Here is a 24,097-nt window from a genome sequence, read left to right as displayed (position 1 = left end):
GTTCCATAATAGAACTTATCTGATTTTTGTTAATAGATTGATTTAAAAGAATAAATCCTGATAGAGAACTGAACGTCCTGGCGAGTCCCTCTCGGTGGAACATCATATTCCGTGACGCATGGACAGGGCAATTGACTGGCGAGGCCAGCCCTCGCCGTGGTTTCGACGGGGCATCGTGAACTCAACGGCAAAGGGTCGAGCCCATGACGCGGGGCTATTTTGTCAGTCATGCGCAAGCGATTTGCGCCCACAGGTTCATCGCTGCTGCCCCCAGTTCGCGACATGGCTCGCGGTGAGGTGCTGGGGCGATGTGGAACATGCTAGCAATCGGGTCATGGATGGAGACGAAGCGCCGCAAGAGTCCTTGTGACCTGCAAGGCTTCTTGATCCGCTGTCGCCGTCGGATTGGCTGGTGCGAATTCTCCGCTCGATTGTTCAAGCCCTTGTGATGCCGATGCGCGACAGCCGGCGTGATGTCTCGTTCGGTGTTGTAGGATTGAAGCTTGTCGTTGGCGAACGACCAAATTTCTCTGCCCGGCGGATCGTAGGGTGCGAGACAATGATCCCAAGAGCGGCCAGCATATCCTCGACCATCCGGAGACTGAAAAGGGAAACGGAACTAAAGCGACATCGCGTGGGCCGATAATTCAGCAGGAAAGCAGTGGCGACGATAAAGTGGCTCACGGTTTGTTATGCCCGATCATCGCGCAGCTAACCATGGTCAGTTAGCGTCACGAGGCTCCCCGTGGGCACCTTCAAACGCGCTTTCCTTCGCGTGTATCGGAGGCCACCAACGCAGGAGTTCGCTCTCCGTCTGAGGGCACGGGGAAAGTCTGCTTGTCAGATACGAAACATTGGCCATCGCCGCCTCCCTGGCTGCGTGATCTGCACAAAGGCCGCTTTTATCGATCTCGCGGCAATATTCGATCAGGGCTTCGATGGTCACCATGAGGAGGCCATGCCGCTCAGCGAATTCGCTGAGCTCGGGAAGACGCGCCATAGTGCCGTCGTCGTTGGCGATTTCGCAGATGACACCCGCTGGCTCGAGCCCGGCCAGCCGCGCGAAATCCACCGCGGCTTCCGTATGGCCGGGGCGGCCGAGGACACCGGACGGGTTTGCCCGCAGGGGGAATATGTGGCCCGGCCGGGACAGGTCCTCCGGCACGGTTGATGCGTCAGCGAGCGCCCTGATGGTCTTGGCGCGGTCTTCTGCGGAAATGCCGGTCGATACGCCTTGTATCAGGTCCACTGAGACAGTGAACGCTGTATGCATGGAATCCGAGTTACGCTCCACCATGAGCGGGATATCCAGTTCGTCCAGCCGGTCCCCGGTCATCGGAACGCAGATCAGGCCGCGCGCATAACGCATCATGAAGGCAACATGATCGTTCGTCACCTTGTCCGCGGCAACCAGGATGTCGCCTTCGTTTTCCCGGTCTTCGTCGTCCACGACGATGATCATCTCTCCGGCGGCGATTGCTTTAACTGCGCTCTCGATGGGAGCAAATTTCATGGTCTTCTCCTTGAACTAGACATGGCCCAGAGTGCGAGCGAGTTGGCGGTCGACCCGCTCCCGGAGTTCCGCAGTCGGTGCCGAATCTGGAAAGTCGCCGTCCATCGCATAGATGAAGTCACCGCGAACCTCGGCTTTGAAGAAGCCCATCAATGAGCGCAGGTGAGCCTCGACGTGCTGACCATGGGCTTCGGCTTTACCCGTTGCGAATATCAATACGGGTTTCCCCTGCAGGGCTGTCATTTCGAAGAGGTCGAAAAGATGCTTGAGAAGGCCGGTCATCGAGGACTTGAAGACCGGCGTGCCCACGATGAGGACATCTGAAGACTGGATTGCGTCAAGAACGTTCGCGAGTCCAACAGGAGCCTCCGAACGCCACAGGGTGGTTCCCAACACCGGGAGAACATCGACCAGGTCAAACAGATACCGTGTGTGACCGGGCGAGACGCTCGAGAGTGCGTATTCCCCGAGCGCCCGCGTCTTCGAGGGGCGCGAGACATTGCCAGTTATCGCGACAATCTTCAATTTGCCGGCCTTTCGATCAGATCTGGTTGCGGATATGCGGGGTACGAGCGTAGACGGCCACCATCGGCACGATCAGCAGACCCACGATCGCCTGTTGCGCGGCAAAACTCAGGCCCAGCCCGACCAGCAGGGACGTCATTACCGTCAATACGAGTACGCCGAGAACGGTTGCCCCGTATCCGCCTGCGCCTCCAAGCAACGAGGTGCCGCCGATCACAACGGCCGCAACGGTGGTGAAGAGATATGGATCTCCGACGCCAACGAATCCGCCGCCGGAAAACCCGAGCAGCAATACGCCCGTCAGTGCCGACATCGCTCCACTGATACCGTGAATGCTGGTCCAGACCTTGGTTTCGGAAATGCCAAGCCGTGCCGCTGCAGTCCTGCTGCCCCCCACCGCGTAGATGGAGCGGCCAAACCAGGTGTTGTACAGAGCCCAGATGGTCGCAAGCGTTATGAGCAGCCAAACCAGCACCACCGGCGGCAGGGAAAGCCCGAAGGTCTTCCCGTTGAACGCGGCGAAATTCCGGAGCCAGTTCGGTACGGGGGCGAAAACCGTGCCGCCGTAGTCGGAACCGATGGAGGTGTACAGCTGTACCGCACCGACAAATGCGAAGCCGACCCCCAGGGACATGATGAGAGCCTGGCCCTGCAGCCTGAAGCTCAAAAAGCCGTTCGCGACCCCGATTGCTGCTCCCAGGATAACGACCACTATTACGGCCAGCCAGGCAGGCATACCGGTGACCAACAGGCTTGGGAAGAGAATGTTCGCTCCCCCGATGACATAGGGAATGGAGAGATCAAGCGCGCCGACCATGGCACATAGCGTCTGTCCCAACGATGCAAGCCCCAGGAAAGCGGCAAGCAGCAATATCGAACGGGCGTTACGGGGCGAGATGAACCCCGGAACAAGGATCGTACCCAGCACGAGAAGTGCGGCAAGCAGACCAAAGCCAATCACGATGCTGCGCTGCAGTTTTACCGATCGTCCTGTTTGGCTCATCGTCTGTTCCGTTGCGAGTAAAGTCATTACAAGTCCTCCCTAGAAAGCCGGGCGCCGGGCCGTCATGAATACGTTGACGAGGAGCGATGCCACGAGGATCAGGCCGAAAGCCATTTGCGTCACGAACCCTGTCACGCTTCCGAAGCTGAAGGCGGAAAGCAGGTACGAGATGAGGAACATGTTCAGCGCACCAAGCGTCGACCCCAAAGCCCCCCCTCTCCCGCCAGCCAGGTTTGCGCCACCGAGCACCAGGGCGGTAACTGCCTGGAGCGTGTAGCTGCTTCCCTGGGTAGGATCGCCCGAAGAGATCAATGCCGTATAGCTGAGCGCGGCAAGGCCAACGAAGACGCCGCCGAGGAGATGGGCGCAGATGCGTACGGTGTCGACTTTCATTCCGCTCGTGTAGGCCATCCGTTCGTCGGCGCCTGTCATGCGGAGGTGGGAGTAAAAGGTGGTCCGGCGCATAGCGGCCCAAAGAGCGAACGCCGCCAGGACGATAATCAGCACCGGAGATAAGATCGTGGTTCCTGCTCCCCACGTCATCATCCAGTCCGGCGCGACGCCGCCGGGCCTTGACATGACCATGAGGTTCACGCCTGAAAGGACGAGGAAGCTGGAAAGCGTGACGATGATGGGGGCGACCCGGACGTAGATGATGATGAGCGCCTGCAGCAACTGGTACAGTGCGCCGACTGCCACCACCCAGCAAACCACCGCGAGTGGCGACGTGTAACCACTTGCCGAGAGCCAGCCGATCAGGGTGACGTTCACGAAACCCATCAATGGGCCAACGGAAAGATCAACCGAACCGCGTCCTGCCATCACGATCGGTGTCAGGGCGAGCGTTGTGAGGATCAAAGGCGCTGCGACGATGATTGCTCCGCCCATTCCGGTTGCGGTGAACAGCCGCGGCGACAGCAAGGCTGCAGCGACGAGCAACACTCCGAAAAGAACGAGCGGTACGGTCAGCGACCTGTCGAGCGCAGGAAATCCAAAACGTTGCGACATCAGTGTGCCTTTCTCTCTTTGGAGAATTCCATGGTGTCGGCAACCGAGCGGCCGAACATTGCAGCGAGAATGGTTTCTTCGTTGATGTCGGGGCCGTCGAGGGAGCGATGGATGCTCCCTTTGTGAAAGACATCGACGCGATCGGCGAAACCAAGAAACTCCTCGATCTCGCTCGAAAGGTAGATTACCGAGCCGCCACCTTCGGCAAACAGCCGAAGCTCGCGATACAGGTCGCGTTTGGTGTTGAGGTCCACGCCCCGAGCAGGGTCGTTAAGAACGATCACTCTGGGATCATTGGCGAAGGCGCGACCGATCAGGACCTTCTGCTGGTTACCACCGGAAAGGGACGTAATCCGGTTGTCCGGGTGGCCGATCTTGACGCGGAGCCGCTCGACCTCCCGGGCAAACGTCTGCTTCAGCTTTTTCCGCCTGATGACACCGAACGGCCCCAGGTTCTTCTGATAGATACCGATGGCGAGGTTCTCGAAAATGCTCTGCTGCGGGAAAATTCCTTCCCGCTTCCGGTCTCCGGATACGTACACAATGCCCTTGTTCGCGGCGTCGTCGAGCGTGCTGACTTTGACGAGACCGGTGCTTTCCCTGTTCAGGATCCGGACCTCCCCTCCGAAGGGCGAGATGATCCTTGCGACCAGTCGCACGAAGGCGTCCTGGCCCTGGCCGTCCAGTCCCGCGACGCCGACGATAGAACCCTGCGGAAGGACGAAGTCGAACGGTTGCGATGCCTCCTGGGGGCGCGCGCCATGGACGGAAAGAGCTTCCTTGCGATCACCCGGCAGGCCCGGTGCAGACGTTGAAGCAGCGGCGGAAATCTGGCGGTCTTGAGGGGTCATCATGCGCAGGAGATTGGCCTCGGTGATCTCGGATTTCTCAAGGACACCGACAGTGAAACCGTCTCTCAGTATTGTCGCCCGATCGGCGATCCGGACGAGCTCGGCGATGCGGTGCGTAACGATGATTACCGCGCACCCCTCGGACCGGAGTCGATCGATCTCTTCGTGGAGGCGGACGGTCGCGTCGAGATCGAGTGCCGCCGAGGACTCGTCCAGGATCAAGACCTTGGGTTTCCTCAGAACGGCCCGGGCGATAACGATCCATTGCTTGATGCTGAGCGGAAGATCACCGACGTTCTGCCGGAGATCGACAGGCTTTCCCACCAGGCGGTCGAGGAGGCTTTGCGCAGCGCTTTCACGTTCCCTGGAGGCTTTCCGAAGCGAGAACAGGTCCTCGCTTCCTACGAAAAGGTTGTCGAGGACACTCGCTTCATCGGCGACAAGGACTTCCTGGAAGATCGTAGCGAGACCAACCCCTTTGGCATCGACTGGCGAGGTGATGGACTTGCCAAGGATCAGGACAGATCCTGCATCGGCAGCGATAACGCCGGACATGATCTTCGCCATGGTGCTCTTGCCGCTGCCATTCTCGCCAACGATCGCGTGCACCTCCCCTGCCTTGGCGGCAAAATCGCATTTCTTCAATGCCTTCGTTTCGCCAAACGATTTGGCAACGGCCGTCATGCTTACGGCGACGTCTTTCGTCATGCCCATCCTCCCCTTTAGGCAGCAGCAGATCGCGCCAGGACATCCGATGCCCGGGCCTCTTGCCGAATTGTGACTGCCGTCTTTGAACGCTCCGAGAACTCGCTCGGTGAACTATAGAATGACAGATTGTCTGCTAATCTGTCAATAGTGCCGCCATGCCCATATCGGGATGTCGGGTTGACTTCGATGAAACCGGTTGGTCGCTCGACGCCCTCAAAGTTCCAAAAGCATGTTGTCACGCACCTGACGTCGGTCGGAGGTTCTCAAGCGGAGTTCCGCCCGATCTGAAGCGATCTGGCAGCCATCGCGATCAGGACAGGACCAAAGCACTATTGAGGGTGTCCGGTAATCCGAAGAAGGCAACCGTTTCGATTGGGGGCATACGGAACATCCCAACCTCCGCGCGTCGAACGCGGCAAGTGCCATTCGATCATCCAGCCTTCCCCGCTGGGGAAGCGGGCAGATCGAACTCATGGTCGATCGGCCCTTGGCGCGGGCAACCGTGGAGATCACGGGAACTCTTCGAAGTTTTCCTTCGCGGGGTCGTGAGCAAGCCACGGCCTGGCGTGGGACAGCCAGACGTTGGACATAGGAACCGAACCAGGATCGGTGTCAAAAGTGCCTGCCCGCAGCACCTTCATCTCCGGGTTGGCAGGCCGTTCGGCATAAACGTGCGAACCACACCGTGAGCAGAACCACCTCAGTTTTCCAGGGGTCGACTCAAAGCTGTGAAGGACGTCCTCGCCGGAAATCAGCTTGAAGTTATCACTCTTCACCTTGGCTGCAGTGTTATGATCGGCCGCATGGGACTTTCTGCACGTCTGGCAGAAGCAGTTCCACATCGGGCCGTCCAGTTCCGACACTTCATACTGTACCGCTTTACATTGGCAAGATCCGAGGATCGGCATCTTCAAAATCCTTTCATCGCTTTATCCAGTTGTGGCTGTCGCGCGCTTGCAGAAAGCCACCGCTTCAAGTTCCGTGCGGCCTGCCGGATCCTGTCTTCATTCTCCACGAAAGCCAGCCGTACGTATTCGTCACCCATCTCACCGAAACCGATACCCGGCGAAATCGCGACCTGTGCCTTCTCGAGCACGAGTTTCGAAAACTCCAGCGAGCCAAGGTGTCGGAAATGCGGGGGTATCTTCGCCCATGCGAACATCGTGGCCGCAGGAACTGGAACGTCGAAGCCGGCATCGGCAAAGGTCTTCACCAGTGTATCTCTGCGCGTCCTGTAGATGTCTCTTGCCCGCGCGGCGTCCTCCCCGTCCGAGTTTAGGGCATGAGCGGCGGCGACCTGTATCGGCGTGAATGCTCCGTAGTCCAGGTACGATTTCACGCGCGTCAACGCTCGGATGAGCCGTTCGTTACCCACCGCAAACCCAACGCGCCAACCGGGCATCGAGAATGTCTTCGACATCGAGGAGAATTCGACGGCCACGTCGATCGCGCCGGGGACTTCGAGAACAGACGGCGGCGGGGGACCGTCGAAGTAGATTTCAGCGTAGGCGATATCCGACAGAACGATGAGATCGTGCTTCTTCGCGAAGGCGATGACGTCCTTATAGAAATCGAGCGTCGCGACGCGAGCGGTGGGGTTTGACGGGTAGCTTATGATGAGCGCCAGAGGCTTCGGTACCGAATGCCGCACCGCCATTTCGAGAGCTTGGAAGAAGGTCTCATCCGGCTCGACCGGTACCGACCTTATCACGCCCCCTGCCATGAGAAATCCGAACGTATGAATCGGATAGGAAGGGTTCGGACAGAGAATGACATCCCCGGGGGCGGTTATGGCCTGTGCCATGTTCGCAAACCCCTCCTTGGACCCGAGCGTCGCAACAACCTGGGTATCCGGATCAAGCTTCACATTAAACCGGCGGGCGTAATACGCAGCCTTGGCGCGGCGAAGCCCGATAATGCCCTTGGAAGCCGAATAGCGGTGCGTGCGCGGATGCTGCACCGCTTCGCATAGCTTGTCCACAACCCAGCTTGGCGTGGGAAGATCGGGATTGCCCATTCCAAGATCGATGATGTCGACTCCGGCCGCGCGCGCGCTGGACTTGAGACGGTTCACCTGGTCGAAGACGTAAGGGGGCAAACGCTGTATCTTGTGGAATTCCAACTTCTGGTTCCTTATCGTGGGTCCTCCGCGCCGACGGATGAAGCCGGCGCGGAGGTCGCGGGACAACTTGGGAGGTCGTCGATTACTTCTTCGGCCGCCAGGCCAGCGGATCTTCCGGGCGCTCGAAGTACTGTGCTGCTACGTCCGCGGGCCACCATGCATCGCCCTTGGGCTCGATCCACGCCGTGGAGTTCGGATCGCAATCTTCCGGAATTGCTTCCTTCACATCGTCGATCGTGTAGGGAAGAGCCGGTCGCAGGATCGACTGGATCTTCGGCCCCTGGCCTTGGAGCGTCCTCATCATCACGTCCCACACCAGGCGGGCGTCAGCCCGCGGCGGCCAGAAATGGAAGCTCTGGCTGATGAAGTCGGGATTGTTGCGCCAGTAGCACGCCGCCGACGCCTCGCCGCCGAGGACGATTGGCATCATGTCGCGCCCGGACTGCTGGACCGCGTTGACGACACCGTTTTCCGAGGCCGACTGGACGAGGATACCAGCGATTTCGGTAGGGTTGGTCGCGAGGAATTTCTGGACTTCGACCTGGGCGACCTGATCGGTCCACTTGCCGGCGACATCGCCCACGACGGTGATGTCCTTGTACTCGTCGAACGCCTTCTTGGCACCGACATTGAAGCTGTCGGATGATGCGAAGCCCGGGATGCCCGAAACCGTCAGCACGTTGCCCTTGCCGCCGATTTCCTCCGCCAGCCATTTTGCGGCCGTATAACCGCCCTGGGTGTTGTTTTCGGTCGCATTGATCGCGTAGGGCGATGTCACGTAACCCGAGAACGAGAACACCGGAACGCCCTTGGAGTGCGCGTATTCGATGGTCTGGTTGATGGCCGTTACGTTCGAGCAGCAGATGATGATAGCATCGACGCCGTCGTCGACCATCTGGCGCATCTGCTGGATTTGCGTCGCGTCCTTCAGGTCGGACTGCGTGACGACAAGCTCAGATACCAGTCCAGCCTCCTTGTATTTCGGAAGCAGAACCTCGTTCAATTCAGTGAGGATCTGGGCACGCCACGTGTTGCCTGCATAAGTGGATGCGTAGCCGATTTTCCATGGCGGCGGCCGCTTCGCCACAAAATCCTTGAGCGGCGTACCACCGAGGGGAATTGCCGGGTCCACGAGCTCGTAAAGCTTTTTCTGGTCCGGTGGTAGCGAGTCTAAGCCGTCCGCGAATGCGGCGGTGGTCATCAGGCCTAGCCCGGTGATCACGCTCAATGCGGTGTAAACCTTCTTTAGCATGTGTAGGGTCTCCTCCCCTCTGTGCATCCGCTACAGCAGTTGACGCCGTTGGCGTCGAGCCACGGAATTGGTGAAAAGTGTTTCGATTTCGGATTGGTGGCGGGCGGCTTGCGCCGCCCGCGGAACGGTCAGTTCCTGAGGCCAGCCTGTTTCAACAGAGGCATGACGCGGTCGTTGAAGAACGGCAGCTCTTCGTTGTAGTCGACCATTGTGAGAAGCGCGCCGTCGACGCCCGTGTTGCTCAATCCGACGAGCTTGTCGGCGACCTGTTCCGGCGTTCCGACGATCGGGTAGCCGCCCCAGCCAGCGATAAAGCGCTCCTTGAACTTCTGGTACATCTCTGCCGAGTGGTTCTGCGACTGAACCTGAAGAACCTCGCAGATGTTTTCGCAGGCTTCCCAATCGCCCTTCTGGTTCACGTAGTAGTCGTAGTAATCCCGGGCTTCCTTTTCGGTCTCGCGAACGACGACCGGGCACGCGGTGAAGGTTCCGAGTTCGCGCTTGTATTCCTCGCGAGCCAGCTCCTTCACCTTCTTCACCCACGCTGCGCCCGATTCCATGTCCTGCATGAAGCCGAAGTTGAAGTCGCAGAACTTGGCTGTGAAGTGCAGGCCCTTGCCCGACGAACCGGCGCAGATGAGGACCGGGCGACCCGTCTCTTTGTTATAGGGCTTCGGCTCGCTGAACGCGTCTTTCACCTTGAGGAACTGGCCGTCAAAGGTGACGCCGTTCTTCGTCCACAGAGATTCGACGATTTCCATCCATTCCGTGGCATATTCGTAGCGGGTGTCGTGTTCCATCATCGGAACGCCGAACATCTCCATTTCCGGGGTAAACCAACCCGTCACCAGGTTCAGGCCGTATCGGCCCTTCGAAATATTGTCGATCGTCGTCGCCATCTTCGTCGCGACGATCGGGTTCAGGGTGGGGATATGCGTCGTCGAAAAAAACTGCAGCTTCGTGGTCACGGCAGCCAGGGCCGCGGCCCACGTGAACGTGTCCATGTTCACGCCGTTGAAGTTCGTCGGCCCGCCGAAACCGCGCCATCGGGCGATCGGCACCATGCATTCCCAGCCGGCCGCTTCAAGCTTTTTGGCAATTTCGACATTGTGTTCGAAGGTCGGTTCGAACGTTGATTCCGCGGTGGTGATGGCGCAAGCGCTGGAACAATTCGTTCCGAATACGCCAAGCTTCAGCTTGTTGCCGTTAAACATCGGGTTTCCGGCGGCGCGGAAATCATCGCTGGTCGTCATATTGAAGTCTCCTCCACAGAGTTAGTCTGTTCCCGGCCCGAAAGCCGGGCACCGATTAGATACCCATGTCCTCGAAGACTTCCTGCGCGACGCGGAAGCTGTCGATCGCCGCGGGCACGCCGCAATAGATCGCGACCTGAAGGAAAACTTCGCGAAGCTCGTCCTTGCTGAGGCCGTTATTGATCGCGCCGCGAACGTGCAGCTTCAACTCGTGGGGGCGGTTAAGGGCGGAAATCATGCCAAGATTGAGAAGGCTGCGCGAACGGCGGTCCAGGCCGGGCCTGTTCCAGATCTCGTTCCAGCAATACTCGGTGACAAGCTCCTGCATCGGCCAGTTGAACTCGGTCGCCTTGTTTACCGAAGCGTCCACATATGCACCGCCGAGAACCTCCCGACGGGTCTGCAGACCCTTTTCGAACCGTTCACTGACGGGACGCCCATTCACTTGCGATTTCATATCGGTGGCAATAGTCACGGATCAAACTCCTCATTATCGGCCGAAAGGCATTTGGTGGATGTCATAGGCCGAATGCTCGGCCAAACGTTTCAGGCGGCAGCATCGATCAGCGCTGCCGATCTAACCAATTTCCCGTCCTCGTAGAGGAGCGGGGCAATACTCTCGATAAACCGGGCCTCGATGACTTCCCCGAGAACGACGTCATGGGTGCCAACGGAGACTGCGGAGTTGAGGCTGCAAACGAATGCGGCCTGGGCGTCGCCGAGGACGGGAACTCCGCCAGCCCCGATCCACTCACCGTGAGCGAACCTCTCCTCTCCCTTCAGTTTTCCACTGAACAGCGGAACCAAAGGCGCATGACTAAGATGCAGCATGTTCACTGCGAATTTCCCCGCCAGCTTGAGCGGGCCGCTGATCGAAGCCGATTGGTTGATGCAAACCAGGAGGGTCGGAGGGTCAGCCGTCACTGACTGGACGGCGGTTGCAGCCATGCCGTAACGGGCACCTTCCCATTCCGTCGTGATCAGGCAAATTGTTGATGTGAACCGGCGTAAAGCAGTCTTGAACGCCGCTTGCGCTGCTATTTCAGCACCAGCCATCGTTACCTCCCCCAAGTCATTCGTGACCTAAGATAAGCAGATTGGCAGACAATCTGTCAACACGTTTTGTTGGTCATTGACAGATTGTCTGCGAAAATGTTTTCTTGGGCAATGAAAGAGGAGACGATTATGGATCTAGAATCGAAAGTCTGTGTGGTGACCGGGGCTGGCAGCGGGATCGGGCGCGCAACAGCTGAACTGTTTGCGCGCCAGGGCGCTAAGGTTGGCGTCGTCGACGTCAACATCGATGCAGCACGAGACGTCGCCCGAGAAATTGGGACGGATGCGATCGCATTAAAAGCCGATGTGTCTTCCTCCGCCGAAGTCGAGGCGTTGGTCAGGTCAGTTAAGGAAAAATGGGGGCGTATTGACGTTCTCGTCAACAACGCGGGGTTCGGAATGACGGGAAACGTCACCACCATCGCCGAATCCGACTGGGACCGGATCATGGCGGTGAACGTGAAGGGGATCTTCCTCTGCTCGAAATACGTGGTTCCGATTATGGCGGAACAGGGCAACGGATCGATTATTAACACGACCTCATACACCGCCGTGTCAGCCATCGCCAACCGCACGGCCTACGTGGCGTCGAAAGGCGCGATCTCGGCACTCACGAGAGCCATGGCACTGGACCACGCAAAAGACGGGATCCGCGTCAACGCTGTCGCCCCCGGGACGATCGACTCGCCCTATTTCACCAAGATTTTTGCGGAAGCGGCGGACCCACAAGCCTTGCGGGAAGACTTCAACGCCCGTGCAGCCTTGCACCGGATGGGCAACCCGGAAGAGATCGCCGAGGCGATGCTCTTTCTCGCTTCGGACCGCTCGCGGTTTGCGACCGGAAGCATTCTCACAGTCGACGGAGGATCGTCGATCGGTAACCACTTGGTGCGCTGAAGCACATAGGTGCTGGCGGGTGCCTCCTTCTTGACCACGGGAGGCATTTTTGCTGTGGTACTACGTGTCGGAAACACAGAGACCCGCAGTGGGAAAAGATAGAGATCACGCGCAAAGCTGCGTGATCAAGACCCTGCGATGAGACGTCGCTACGGCGCTTTATAGGCGCATCGCCGCGCCTGATCCTTCCCCCAGATATCGCGGGAATTTTCTCAATCCACACCGGAACTTCTCGGGAGCGCGTGAGGGATGCCGCCTGCGATGCCGGCCGTGTCATCGCCGGGACGCCAATTGCAAAGCCTCGGTATGCGCCCGCCCGCTTTCGCATGCGATCGCCCGGCGGCTGCACCGGGCGACGAGAGTCAATCCAACCGCTCAGCGAGCGGCGTGCCGTACGAAATCGAGCCCTTTGACAAGATAGCTCCGGAAGAAGTTCGGGTGTTCGCACATTGGAAAGTGACCTAGTCCGCCCATAACGAGGTGGAGGCATCCCGGAATAAGTTCGGCGAGCTTGGCACCGTCGGCCGGCGTGGCTGAGTAGTCATAGTCGCCCGAGAGCAGCGCCACCGGGGTGCGTGATGGGTCAATACGGGGAGCTGTCACTGCTCCGTCGAACTCGTCGCTGTAGAAGGAAAGATCCCCTGGGTAAACTCCGGGCGCTCCCTGCGAATAGATCCAGCTTGACCTCCTGCGCTCCCCTGCGGGGCTCAGTGGGCTCATGATCCCTCTGACATATGCCGAGTTATGAAGTGAGCCGTGTACGTTTACGTTGTGCTGGTATGGGTTCCTCCTTCCCTTGGAGCGGAAAGGTGGCTCGATCGCCACGATCCCGAGGATATGCTCCGGCCGTTCCGCCGCGAGAACCAGCGACATTGCCGCGCCCATGGACCCACCCGCGACAATCGCCTTTTCGCGAACCACCTGTTCGAGAATGGCCGTGCACCATTTCAGGTAGATCGATGCCGTGAGCTTGTAGGGTGCTCCGTCCCACGTCAGCGGCGGCATGGACCGACCGTGGAATGGTAGGTCAACCGCGATCAGCCTGTAGCTTTTCGCAAGCTCGGTGTCCGCGAGCTGAGGCATGAATTGGCGGCTATCTGCTCCGGCGGTGTGAAGAAACAGGACCGGCACCCCCTCACCTGCTTCTTCGTAATATATTTCATGGGGGACGTCATCGATATTGACGACGGCATACCGCCCCCGAATTTGACGCAGGTCGCGTTGCGCACGCTCCGCTGTCATCTCGGGGGACGTGACGACGAGCTCGAACACCCGTTCGAGAGCCGGGCGTGCTTTCGCGAGGTCGAGCGGTGAGCCCGCGATCTCGAAGAGAGGGTTTGCAAGCTGCAACGCCGTGAAGGAGTGAAAGGTCGCCGGCGGCGGCGTCATCAGAACCTGATCCCAGGCGTCCGTGGTGGCCCTCACTGTCACCTGGGGGTCACTGCTTTCCCCCGAGATCTCCGCGCCGCCTTCAGCGAAATCGAGGGCGATCACCTGATCGCCGACGTAGAAGGCGATCTTTATCGTCAGGTCCGGAGTGAGCCGGGGCAATTCCTGATCCCCAAGGGCCTCCGACATGCGGGACCGCAATTCATTAAAAATGGCCAAAGCAACCTCCCTGTTCGAGCGAGCGCCAGGCCGCACGCGTCGGCAGCGCCATGACTTCGAATAAGCAGATTATCAGACAATCTGTCAATACCGGCTAATGCCGCTTCTTCAATCGCCGTGGTTTTCAGAGGTTTTACGCAGGTAGTCCAACGCGACCTTAGCCGCCATATCGATGTGGTACTTGCAGGCTGCGGCGGCTTTCGGTCCGTTTCGGTCGGTAATGGCCGCAGCGATCTCCTTTATCTCTTCCACACTGTGGTTCAAGCGCCCCGGCTGCGTCATCGACGTCATGCGCAGGAGCGTCACCCGATTGTGGAGCGATGTCAGCATTTGCTTGACGAAGACGTTTCCGCTCCCTTGCATCAGGCAGTCGTAAAACGCGGTTTTCGCCTTGATGAGCCTGCTACCGGCGCCGTTTGCCGCGGCTTCCGCAAACTCAGCAACCGCCTCATTGAGTGTGTGAATATCCTGGGCGGTTCCGTTTTCAGCGAATTCCTTTCCAGCATAGCTCTCGAGCAAAGCCCTGACGCTGTAAAGCTGAGCGGCTTCTTCGTAAGTGATAGTGCTGACGACGGGGCCGCGGTGCGGATAGCTGGTAATGAGGCCCTCGGCCTCGAGTTGTCGAAGCGCCTCGCGGATTGATGTTCGTCCGACACCGATCGACTCGCAGAGTTCTCGCTCAACGAGGCGCTGACCCGGCTTGAAACGGCCGCTGGATATCGCCTGCCGCAGTTTATCCTCTACCTGAGTGCGCAAAGTGGCACTCTGCCGTGCAATCTGTAAATCCATATCACCCATAGGATCCAAAAGTCCGTTTTACCAAGGCCGGAACCGGCCGCGCAAGTCATGGTACTATATGGTGGGTTATCCCGATGAGACAACCCGATTGTCTGACGAAAACGAAGAACACCCAAGCCTGGCCTCTTACCGGACATTCCATGCGTCCCCATTACCGTAGAACCTTTGCAAATGCGAGATCCGGTGACAGCGATGGGAAACTCGTCAGGACTGCGGGATCGTGGCCTGGAACGAGTACTCCGGACGGTCCTGAAAGCTCACGGAGAGTTCGGTATCCCTCCAATACGTCGGCGTAATCGGCGAAAAGCGGAAAGACGTCGTCATGCTCTAGAAAGCGTTGAAAATGGAGTGCGTCCGATGCGATAACGACGACGTCATTGCCATCGTCCAGCCTCACGACCTGAAGGCCCCTAGAATGACCGCCGACGAGATGGATAGTGAGCCCCTCCATAATCTCGCCGTTCCCGTCGTGGAAGCACACCCTGCCGGAAAACGTCAGGCGGACCGCATCGACTACGGCGTCCACCGCAAAGGGACGCCGAAGACGATCATGGCACATGCATCGTCCTGTACCGTAGGCCATCTCCCGATCCTGCAAGTGGAACAGGGCTTCGGGGAAGTCCGCAAGGTTTCCTGCGTGATCATAGTGAAGATGCGTGATGACGACGTCGGTAATGGACGATGCGGAAATCCCGAGCTGGCGAAGCGCCTCGACCGGATGGATCAACATGGTCCTCCCGCGCCTTTCAGCCTCCTGCGGGCTAAACCCGGTGTCAACCAGGATCAGACGTTCACCATGGCGGATCAACCAAACGAAATACTCGATCCTGCCCGGGGCGTCGTGGGGATCTCCTGCTTCCAGGCCGAGTTCGCCAACGGGCCGAACCGCAGTGCCGTAATGTATCGCCAGGACTTTCCAGTCGGTCAAATTCTCGCTCCTTCCGCAGGCTCAAGGAACCAGCAGATGCCGGATCACCTCGCCACGGTCTAACCGGTCGAAGGCCTCGTTGATTTCCTCAAGCGGGCCAGTGCTGGACAACAGTCTCTCCACGGGCAACCTACCCTTGAGGAACAGGTCGATATAGCGGGGAACATCGCGCGAAGGTACGCAGGACCCCATGTAGCTGCCTTTGATGACGCGTTCTTCCCCGACAAGAGGAAGCGGCGAGATCTCGAATTTGGTGTTCACGTTCGCCAGACCCGCTGTGGCCGTCGTGCCGCCGCGCCGCGTAATGCCATACGCGGTTTCGAACGCTTTGCTCGACCCTGCCATCTCGATGGCGTAGTCCACTCCCCCGCGGGTCGCTTCCTTGACCTCGCCGATGACATCCGGCGTGGTTGCCAGGAAGGTACGCGTCGCGCCCAGCGCCTTAGCCAACTCAAGCTTCTCCGGCATCAAATCGATGGCAACGATCTCGCTTGCCCCGCTAGCCACCGCTCCGAGGACGGCCGACAACCCCACGCCTCCCAGGCCGATGACGGCGACCGACTGCCCCGGCTTCACGCCACATGTATTTACGACGGCACCGACGCCTGTCATCACGGCGCATCCGAACAAGGCCGCCATGGTGACGTCCACGTCTTTGGTGATCTTGACGACCGAGTGCGCCGACACGACCGCGTATTCCGAAAACGCCGATACGCCGCTGTGATGGTTGATATCGTAGCCCCGAAGACGGATATGCTTGCTACCGTTCAACAATGTCCCGGCGGCGTTTGCGCGATAGCCCGGCTCACAGAGGCTTGCGCGTCCTCCCGCGCAGTAATCGCAGTGTCCGCAGATGGGCAGGAACGACATCACGACGTGATCGCCAACCTTCACTGTATCCACACCGGGTCCGATTTCTTCGACAATGCCGGACGCTTCATGCCCCAACGCGACAGGCAATGGACGGGGGCGGTCGCCATTTATCGCCGACAGGTCGGAGTGGCACACACCAGCGGCCTTGATTTTGACCAGGACCTCAAGATTGCCCGGAGGCGCCAGGTCGACGGTCTCGACACTGAGAGGCCGCGAACTTGCATACGGCCTGGGAAGCCCTGACTCTCGGAGAATGACTGATTTCATCTGCATTGTCGCGTATTCCTATCTCGAGAGCATCTGCATGGCGGCGGGTACGTAGCGGAAGCCTTCCCCCTCCCGGGCGACGTTGCCGAGCCCGGGCCACGCAAAGTGATAGGACATCACTGGTATGCGGTCTGTCGCGAGCATATCCAGCACCCGTGTGCGCGACCGCGCCGAGAGCTTGGGATCGGTGTCGTACTTGAACTCCATCCACGGGCGTTCCATCAGCAGGATATGATGATGGGTCAGATCGCCGAGGAAGCAGAGCCGATCGTTGCCCGACTGCATGAGGAAGCAGAAGTGGCCCAAGGTGTGGCCTGGAGCGTGCACTGCCTGCACGCCCGGCAGAAACTCCTGACCGTCCACGAAATGCGTTATCCGATCACGGTGTGGAAGAAGGTTCCTCCGGGCATTTTCCACCTGGGCCTTGAAACCGTCATCAAGCTTGCCTCCGTCGGTCCAGTCATCGAAGTCGCTTTCGCTTATGAAGATCTCCGCGTTGGGAAAATTAAGCTTGCCGTCCCGATCGCAAAGTCCGCCGGTGTGGTCGATGTGTGCGTGGGACAACACCACGGCATCGACTTCCAAAGTGTCGATCCCTGCCTCCTGCATGCTCTTCAGCAGGCGACCGGTCGTCGGCCCGAAAATCTTCGACGTCCCCATCCCGGTGTCGAACAGGATGGTCTTTCCGTTGATTTTGACCAGCGGGATGTTCTGCTCGAGGGTCACCGACGAACTGGACAGGAAGTTCCTGTCGAGCATTTCCGTCACCGTGGCTGCGTCGACCCCAAGGAAATTCTCCCGTGGGTCGCCCAATTCCAACGGTCCGTCCGAAAGTACCGTTATTTCGCCGCTTCCGAACTTGAACGGATAGAAATAGGGCAACTTAGTCTGATGCGCTTGGTCATTGAGCACGCCGCTTATCCTCCCAGATTGGCTGCACCATTTGACAGATTGTATGAAAATCTGTCAACACAATAGTGGTGATTGTCTACGAAGTCAGGAAACGATCGAAAGCACGTGACCCCTTGGCCTGCCGATGTTGAACTGTTCGATCTGCTGCATCAGCCGCTGGGTCTCTTTTGTGAGTTCTTGGGTGGCGGCGTGGGCTTGCTCGGCGATGGCAGCGTTTCGCTGGGTGCTGTCATCGATCTCGCCAACGGCATGGTTCACTTCAATAAGCGAAGCCGCCTGGTCCCTGCTCGCCGCAGCGATAAGCTCAACCCTTTCGGAAATTCCGGCAACATTCGACGATATCGCAATCAGCACCTTGCCCGCCTCGTTCACCAATCGCGATCCCGAGGCGACTTCCTCGCTTGATCTTGCTATGAGTTCCTTGATTTCCTGGGCGGCTAGAGCCGACCGCTGGGCAAGTTCCCTGACTTCCTGGGCCACGACAGCGAAGCCCTGCCCCGCTTCTCCAGCTCTCGCGGCCTCGACACCGGCATTGAGTGCCAGGAGATTGGTCTGGAAGGCAATCTCGTCGATGACGCCGATGATTTGCGAAATGCGCCCGGAAGCCGCTTCTATTCGTCCCATAGCGTCAACCGCGTTCGTGACCACTGAAGCAGACGCATCCGCGGCCTGCTTGGTTTCTTTTACCAGCTGGGCTGCGGCTTGTGCCTGCTCTGTCGAGGAACGCACCGTCGCGGTGAGTTGATGAACAGCGGCCGCGGTCTCCTCCAACGACGCGGCTTGACGCTCGCTGCGGCGGGAGAGATCATCGGCGCCACTGCTGAGGTTGTCTGCATTTTGCCGAATGAGCACGATGTTGCCGCGAAGTTCCGACATCGTCGCCTGCAAACGCAGCAACGAATTGTTGAAGTCCCGTCGCAATTGTTCCAGCCGCCCGGAGAACGGTTGATCGATCGTGCTCGAAACATCACCGTTGGATAACCTCTCCAGCCCAGCGGCAAGACTGTCGACGGCGTCGCCGATCTGTTTGTCGATCTCGGCTTTCTCCGCCTCGTTGTGCCGACGTTCAGCTTCGGAAGCCGATCGTTGACGATCCGCGTCGTTCTCGATCTCGATCTTCCTCGCGGCATTCTCCCTGAAGACACAGAGCGCCCGGGCCATTTCTCCGAGCTCATCAGCGCGCTCAGAACCGCCGATCTCAATGTCAAGGTCCCCTTCCGCCAAACGCCGCATGTCGTCGGTCAACTGGACAACAGGTTTTTTGAAAGTCGCAATCATCCCGAAGCCAGCGAGAAGTGCGACGAGGACGCCGGCAAATGTCGTGATGAGGCCAATGCCATTCGCGTAAGCCGTCTCTTCAATGGCTCTTGCGCGCTGGGCGTCGGCAAACGTCGTGAGGTGGCCCCATATGGTGTTCAACTGGTCTGTCGTTTGCCTATATTGCGCACGCCTCACTTCCGAGATCTCGACGAGCTTCGCACTGTCCTGCGTCATACCCTCTACCGCCGGCGGCACCGTATTCTGGACTGCCTTGAAAAGGTCGAGGTCGGAAGCGGCACTCCAGATGTCCAATATCTCCTTCTTCGTTCTGTCAAAGTTCTGGACGAGCTGCGCACGGTTTTGTTCGGTAGGGTCGGCTATGAAGCGCGCAAGGTTTATCCTGATGAGATAGCTGGAGTCTGAAAGTCTTCGGCTGCCGTCCAAGGCGCTGCTGATCTTCGCCAAATGTTGGTCGAGACCTGCGAACTCGACGATTGCTTTCTTTGTTTGCTGGTTCGCTACCGCGTTAATCGCGACGGAGATTTCCTTGAACGCGGACATTGCGGTGTCGAGGCCTACGGTGTTGTCCGATGAAGCGCCCTGCGACAGAAGTTGTGTTACGCTTTTCACCGCGCCATCGACCGAGCTCGACAGTTTTGTGGCGTCCGATGGCAAGGAAGCCCGCAGATTTCGGGCGCTCCGACGCAACTCGCCCACTTTGCCGCCCAAATATTTGAGTTTCAACTCGGTCGTTCCGGCGAATTGGTAGCCCGCGGCAAGATCAAGGAAGAAGGTTGCATAGCCTGTCACCCTGTCGGCATCGCGCAACATCGATTTGGCGGCGCCCTCGGACTGCTCGCCGGACTTCCTTAACTCGTCTGCTAGCCTGAGCATTTCATTCTGCGACCAAACCAGCGATTCAGAATGATTGGCGATCGAGCTTATCAGTTTCTCTTCGCTTTCATGGATGCTCCAGAGAGAACCAAAATTGTTCACCACGTCCAGCATAATCGCGTTTGCCGACTGGAGGCCTTCGCTTTCCGCCGTAGCTCCGGCATTCGTCACCAAAGCCTGCAGATGCGATTGCTGCGCGAGCAGGTCAGCCTTCACGCGATCGCGCCTTTCTTCCGACGCCTCGTCGAGAAACTCTCTCATCGAGGCGGAGACGTCACGGAAACCCGAGAGCACCTGCATCACCTGGCTTGAGGTTTCCAGGCGGCTTTGTAGGAGACCCGCGGCGTAGTGCCCCAAAAACCCCACCGCGCAAATACTGATTATGAAAGGCAGTACGAAAATGATTACTTTTGTCTGTAGCCGGAAACGGGACAACAGCCTGTCCATTGTGGTCCATCCTTGTCCATAGGCGGTGAAGAAGCTTCATCAATCGGGATCCGCCTCCGATGGAAGCATCGAATCATCAATGACGACACGAGGCTGCGCGACTGAGGATTGTCTGTCAACAGATTGTCTGATAAAGCATGTTCAGGTTTATCAAATTGTCTCGCGAACTTGCGCAGGAATAACTCCAGAACCGGCGCTGCCGCAGCCGGCACAACTTTCACCGCTTACATCGATCAAACCGCGATGTCCTTGTTTTCAGTGGAAAGCGGTGACGGCATCTCGGCCATGTGAAGACTGCGAACATGTCGTCGTCGTGGTGACGGCGCCTTGGGGAACAAACGGGTCCTTCTCATGGATGGACGGCTCCTTGGATGACGCCGACCTCACCAGCTTTCCCAATATGCATATCGAGATGCCCGATCTGGGGAACGGTAAGTGTTGAGATTGAGGAAGCAGAGAAGATGACTGATACGAGAGCATTGCTCGATAATATGACCTTGGCCGAGCAGGTCTCGCTACTTTCCGGCGATACGTTCTGGTCTTTACCGCCCATCGACCGCCTAGGGATAGGGAGATTGCGCTTGACGGACGGCCCCAACGGCGCCCGCGGGGCGGGGTCTTTTGTCGGGGGTGTGACTGCAGCGGCTTTCCCGGTAGGCATTGCCATCGGAGCGAGTTGGAACCCGGACCTAGCCAGGGAAATCGGCAGTGCGCTAGGTGACGAGGTTCTTTCCAAAGGGGCCCATGTCTCGCTGGCGCCGACCGTTAACATCCAGCGCAGCGTCACAAACGGCCGAAACTTTGAGTGTTTCTCTGAGGATCCGATACTGACGGCGGAACTTGCCGTCGGCTATATCGAAGGTCTGCAGTCCAAGAAAGTGGGTGCCACGATAAAACATTTCGCTGGCAACGAGTCCGAGATCGAACGTACAACCATCTCTTCAGATATCGATGAACGCACTCTGCGCGAAGTCTACCTAATACCCTTTGAGGCGGCGGTGAAGCGGGCAAAGGTCTGGGCCGTGATGTCTTCATATAACAAACTAAACGGTACTTACACGGCGGAAAGCCATTGGCTGTTGAACGAGGTACTGCGCGGTGGCTGGGGTTTTAACGGCGTGGTGATGTCGGACTGGTTCGGCTCGCGTTCGACCGCACCCACCGTGAATGCTGGGCTGGATTTGGAGATGCCGGGCCCGACCCGCGACCGCGGCTCCAAGCTTCTGGCGGCGATCGACGCGGGCGAGGTAAGTGTCGAGACCGTCCGCGCCTGTGTGCACAATATCCTGACCCTGATGGAACGCACCGGCGCAATCAACGATCATCGCGAGTTTAAGGAGTACGCCATTAATCGGCCGGAACATAGGGCACTCATCAGGCGCGCGGGAGCGGAAAGCGCAGTTCTGCTACAGAATGACGGCATCCTGCCATTGGCTCAGCAAGGTACGGTCGCCATCATTGGACCCAATGCCAAGATCGCGCAGATTATGGGAGGCGGCTCGGCGCAGTTGAACCCCCACTATGTCGTCAGTCCGTGGCAGGGGCTGGCGGACGCCCTGGGTGAGGAGAACGTGTTCTACGCTCAAGGTTGCAGCAACTATCGGTTTCAGCCGCTGATCGAAAACCCGACAACCTTCGAATTTTTCCAAGGGAGGGAGCTTGCTGGCGAGCCCGTGAAGGTTATCGAGGAACCGTCGAGCCTCGGTGTATGGTTGCCCCCCGTGGCCGGGGGCACCGTCGATCCGCATCGCTTTTCCGCCCGAATGCGCACCGTCTTCACAGCCTCAGAAGCCGGCGGCTATCGCGTCGGCCTGACCTCGGCGGGGCTTGGCCGTGTCTATGTGGACGGCAGGCTTGTGGTGGACGCCTGGGCTTCCTGGACACGTGGTACCACATTCTTTGAAGAAGGCTGCGAGGAGGTCGTGGGTGAAATCACGCTCGAAGCCGGCCGTAAATACGAGGTCGTCGCCGAGTACGCCCGGCACGATCACGTCAACCTCTATATCGCCGCAATTCGGGTAGGAATAGGCAGGTTTTCGGCCGAAGCGGAGATTGCCGAGGCAGCAGCCGTCGCCGCGAAGGCTGATCATGCGGTAGTCTTCGTGGGCAGAACGGGCGACTGGGATACCGAGGGCTCCGATCTCCGCGGCATTGCGCTTCCTGGTCTGCAGGACCAGCTTGTTGAGGCGGTAATTGCGGCCAATCCGAACACGATTGTCGTCCTGCAAACTGGTGGACCGGTGGAAATGCCCTGGCTTTCCAGTGCTCGTGCAGTACTGCAATGCTGGTATCCCGGCCAGGAAGCTGGCAACGCGATCGCCGATGTCCTCCTCGGCAAGGCCGAGCCCTCGGGCCGACTGGCACAGACCTTCCCGGTGCGCTGGGCTGACAATCCCACACATACCGAGGATGACGCGGTCTATCCAGGCAAGAATGGCCATGTGCGATATGACGAAGGTGTGTTCGTTGGATATCGGCACTACGATCGCCAGGACATTAAGCCACTGTTCCCCTTCGGTCATGGTCTTGGTTATTCAAGCTTTGCGATGTCAGACCTGACGGTAGGGCTGCCGGATGCTGCCGGCGCGGTGACAGTGACACTGGGATTGACCAACGTCAGCGAGCGGCCAGGTTCGGCAGTGGTGCAAATCTATGTCGGCGATGTTGAAGCATCTGTACCCAGACCGGTCAAAGAACTGAAAGCCTTCTCGAAAATCGCCCTGGAACCCGGTGAGAAACGAAGGCTCAGTTTCATTCTTGACGCCCGAACATTTGCCTTCTTCGACACGACCGAGCGGTGCTGGCGGATAGAGACGGGGGGATTTGCAGTTATGGCTGGGTTCTCGGCCACCGACATCCGTTTGAGTGGAACTGTCACGCAAAAGGGCGCTGTCTTAGCGCTCTAATCGTGCAGAGAATCAAAGACTACGTTTGGTGGTGGTTGAGTCCTAAAATGAGCGCAGTGCGGTGAAGCTCGGTGAATGAGTGAAAGAATGGCTCAAGACGGGCGATATTGTCATCGACAGGAAGGATACCGACCTTCATAGGCGGCGAAGATGGCGTCGGAAGCGTTGGCGGACACGTTCGCGACAGCGTCGGTCCTACAATTTTTTTGATGCCTTTCGCAGTCTCTCGAACTGAGCTCACGCTTGTCGCGAGATCGGAATCGTCAATCGTATCGAGGGCTGCCACATTCTCGTGCAATTCGGCTCGACCGATCTCCTTCAGGACATATGTATCGAGCAGAAATTTCAAGCTTAGTCATCCAGCGCGCTACGATCGGGAGCACCGATCGACACGAGCGATATCGTATCCACCGTGCGAAGATTGCGGGCAGCAAACTTGGATCTCGATGGCCCAACCCTGATCATTCCTGGCAATGCGAAATCTTGTTTTCGGACGCGGAGCCACGGACAGACGCCGTCGCTCTGTGCGGAAACTTGAGCCTGCAGCCCTCTCCAGGTATCTATCGGTCGAGAGCGCAAAATTACAGGCACAGGATGCGGCGATGCTGAAAACCGACACCCGCCAAGCAAATTGGCGCCGTGCTAATCCAGCGAAATATGATGCTCATCTTGCTGTACAGCGAGCCGTAAAGGCAGGCGACCTGGAAAAGCAAACATGTGAGGTCTGCGGGATTGAAACGGTCGACGCCCATCATGATCAATACGACGACCCTTTAAAGGTGCGCTGGTTATGCCGACGGCATCACACAAGGCTTCACCACTACGGCGAGGATATGTTTCCGATCAGGAATTGCCTTTAGGTGCGGTCCGCCGATCGCTCTTGATTTCAGTTGGCGTTCCCGCGTGACTTGATGTCTAGCAACGCGATGAAGGCGCACATTGCTTGTTGCGTAACTTCCGCCATGTGATGATTTCGTTCGACTGCCCTCCGGATAGGATTGACGCGAAGGCATTGC

General features: G+C 58.4%; 20 protein-coding genes and 2 pseudogenes. 3 read left to right on the top strand and 19 right to left on the bottom strand.

What is annotated here, in order from left to right:
- Positions 1-226: 226 nt before the first annotated feature.
- The 12 genes and pseudogenes from RHSP_RS35270 to RHSP_RS32975 form a co-directional block, all read right to left on the bottom strand.
- Positions 227-694, bottom strand: a pseudogene (locus tag RHSP_RS35270) (hypothetical protein).
- Positions 695-913: 219 nt separating this feature from the next.
- A pseudogene (gene ribB / locus RHSP_RS33025) lies at positions 914-1,513 on the bottom strand (3,4-dihydroxy-2-butanone-4-phosphate synthase); the annotation flags it as partial.
- A gap of 15 nt (positions 1,514-1,528) precedes the next feature.
- Positions 1,529-2,038, bottom strand: coding sequence for an NADPH-dependent FMN reductase (locus RHSP_RS33020; RefSeq protein WP_004130112.1), 510 nt, complete (start codon positions 2,036-2,038; stop codon positions 1,529-1,531).
- Positions 2,039-2,054: 16 nt separating this feature from the next.
- Complete coding sequence (locus tag RHSP_RS33015) at positions 2,055-3,068, bottom strand: ABC transporter permease (protein WP_004130109.1); 1,014 nt, start codon at positions 3,066-3,068, stop codon at positions 2,055-2,057.
- Positions 3,069-3,080: 12 nt separating this feature from the next.
- Complete coding sequence (locus tag RHSP_RS33010; protein WP_004130106.1) at positions 3,081-4,049, bottom strand: ABC transporter permease; 969 nt, start codon at positions 4,047-4,049, stop codon at positions 3,081-3,083.
- Positions 4,049-5,608 (bottom strand): sugar ABC transporter ATP-binding protein, encoded by a 1,560-nt coding sequence (locus RHSP_RS33005; RefSeq protein ID WP_004130104.1) that lies wholly within the window; start codon positions 5,606-5,608, stop codon positions 4,049-4,051. Before RHSP_RS33005 ends, RHSP_RS33010 begins: the two co-directional genes overlap by 1 nt.
- A 509-nt stretch (positions 5,609-6,117) precedes the next feature.
- A complete protein-coding gene (locus RHSP_RS33000; protein WP_037156033.1) occupies positions 6,118-6,516 on the bottom strand; it encodes a GFA family protein in 399 nt (132 codons plus the stop codon).
- A gap of 2 nt (positions 6,517-6,518) precedes the next feature.
- Positions 6,519-7,769 carry an LL-diaminopimelate aminotransferase gene (locus tag RHSP_RS32995; RefSeq protein WP_240535564.1) on the bottom strand — a complete coding sequence of 417 codons (1,251 nt, stop codon included), beginning with the start codon at positions 7,767-7,769 and terminating at the stop codon, positions 6,519-6,521.
- Between the two features lie 43 nt (positions 7,770-7,812).
- Complete coding sequence (locus tag RHSP_RS32990) at positions 7,813-8,982, bottom strand: ABC transporter substrate-binding protein (protein ID WP_004130098.1); 1,170 nt, start codon at positions 8,980-8,982, stop codon at positions 7,813-7,815.
- 128 nt (positions 8,983-9,110) lie between these two features.
- On the bottom strand, positions 9,111-10,235 hold the full coding sequence (locus RHSP_RS32985) for an LLM class flavin-dependent oxidoreductase (protein WP_004130096.1): 1,125 nt from the start codon (positions 10,233-10,235) through the stop codon (positions 9,111-9,113).
- A gap of 55 nt (positions 10,236-10,290) precedes the next feature.
- A complete protein-coding gene (locus tag RHSP_RS32980; RefSeq protein ID WP_018328914.1) occupies positions 10,291-10,692 on the bottom strand; it encodes a carboxymuconolactone decarboxylase family protein in 402 nt (133 codons plus the stop codon).
- A gap of 89 nt (positions 10,693-10,781) precedes the next feature.
- Positions 10,782-11,291, bottom strand: coding sequence for a flavin reductase family protein (locus tag RHSP_RS32975; RefSeq protein WP_004130091.1), 510 nt, complete (start codon positions 11,289-11,291; stop codon positions 10,782-10,784).
- Positions 11,292-11,420: 129 nt separating this feature from the next.
- Here RHSP_RS32975 and RHSP_RS32970 point away from each other — a divergent pair, with 129 nt between their 5' ends.
- Positions 11,421-12,188, top strand: coding sequence for an SDR family oxidoreductase (locus RHSP_RS32970; protein WP_004130089.1), 768 nt, complete (start codon positions 11,421-11,423; stop codon positions 12,186-12,188).
- Positions 12,189-12,563: 375 nt separating this feature from the next.
- Here RHSP_RS32970 and RHSP_RS32965 read toward each other — a convergent pair whose 3' ends face one another.
- The 6 genes from RHSP_RS32965 to RHSP_RS32940 form a co-directional block, all read right to left on the bottom strand.
- The gene (locus tag RHSP_RS32965) at positions 12,564-13,796 is read right to left on the bottom strand and encodes an alpha/beta fold hydrolase (protein WP_200863316.1); all 1,233 of its coding nucleotides are present in this window, start codon (positions 13,794-13,796) and stop codon (positions 12,564-12,566) included.
- 108 nt (positions 13,797-13,904) lie between these two features.
- Positions 13,905-14,594, bottom strand: coding sequence for a GntR family transcriptional regulator (locus tag RHSP_RS32960; protein ID WP_004130085.1), 690 nt, complete (start codon positions 14,592-14,594; stop codon positions 13,905-13,907).
- Positions 14,595-14,745: 151 nt separating this feature from the next.
- A complete protein-coding gene (locus tag RHSP_RS32955) occupies positions 14,746-15,402 on the bottom strand; it encodes an N-acyl homoserine lactonase family protein (protein ID WP_240535563.1) in 657 nt (218 codons plus the stop codon).
- Positions 15,403-15,543: 141 nt separating this feature from the next.
- Positions 15,544-16,668: a zinc-dependent alcohol dehydrogenase family protein gene (locus RHSP_RS32950; protein WP_004130080.1), complete on the bottom strand. Its 1,125-nt coding sequence runs from the start codon at positions 16,666-16,668 to the stop codon at positions 15,544-15,546.
- A gap of 12 nt (positions 16,669-16,680) precedes the next feature.
- Positions 16,681-17,574 carry an MBL fold metallo-hydrolase gene (locus RHSP_RS32945; RefSeq protein ID WP_004130068.1) on the bottom strand — a complete coding sequence of 298 codons (894 nt, stop codon included), beginning with the start codon at positions 17,572-17,574 and terminating at the stop codon, positions 16,681-16,683.
- Positions 17,575-17,658: 84 nt separating this feature from the next.
- Positions 17,659-20,175 carry a methyl-accepting chemotaxis protein gene (locus RHSP_RS32940; protein WP_004130065.1) on the bottom strand — a complete coding sequence of 839 codons (2,517 nt, stop codon included), beginning with the start codon at positions 20,173-20,175 and terminating at the stop codon, positions 17,659-17,661.
- A 461-nt stretch (positions 20,176-20,636) separates the two neighbouring features.
- Between RHSP_RS32940 and RHSP_RS32935 the strand changes: the two genes are divergently transcribed.
- Positions 20,637-23,081 carry a beta-glucosidase gene (locus RHSP_RS32935; protein ID WP_004130063.1) on the top strand — a complete coding sequence of 815 codons (2,445 nt, stop codon included), beginning with the start codon at positions 20,637-20,639 and terminating at the stop codon, positions 23,079-23,081.
- Between the two features lie 19 nt (positions 23,082-23,100).
- Here RHSP_RS32935 and RHSP_RS32930 read toward each other — a convergent pair whose 3' ends face one another.
- The gene (locus tag RHSP_RS32930) at positions 23,101-23,430 is read right to left on the bottom strand and encodes a hypothetical protein (protein ID WP_004130061.1); all 330 of its coding nucleotides are present in this window, start codon (positions 23,428-23,430) and stop codon (positions 23,101-23,103) included.
- 253 nt (positions 23,431-23,683) lie between these two features.
- Here RHSP_RS32930 and RHSP_RS34275 point away from each other — a divergent pair, with 253 nt between their 5' ends.
- Positions 23,684-23,941 carry a hypothetical protein gene (locus RHSP_RS34275; protein WP_037156026.1) on the top strand — a complete coding sequence of 86 codons (258 nt, stop codon included), beginning with the start codon at positions 23,684-23,686 and terminating at the stop codon, positions 23,939-23,941.
- Positions 23,942-24,097: the final 156 nt, after the last annotated feature.

The sequence above is a fragment of the Rhizobium freirei PRF 81 genome, assembly GCF_000359745.1.
GTDB lineage: Bacteria > Pseudomonadota > Alphaproteobacteria > Rhizobiales > Rhizobiaceae > Rhizobium > Rhizobium freirei.
Note: the sequence above shows the minus strand (reverse complement) of the source record. Positions and strands in the feature narration are given on the sequence as shown.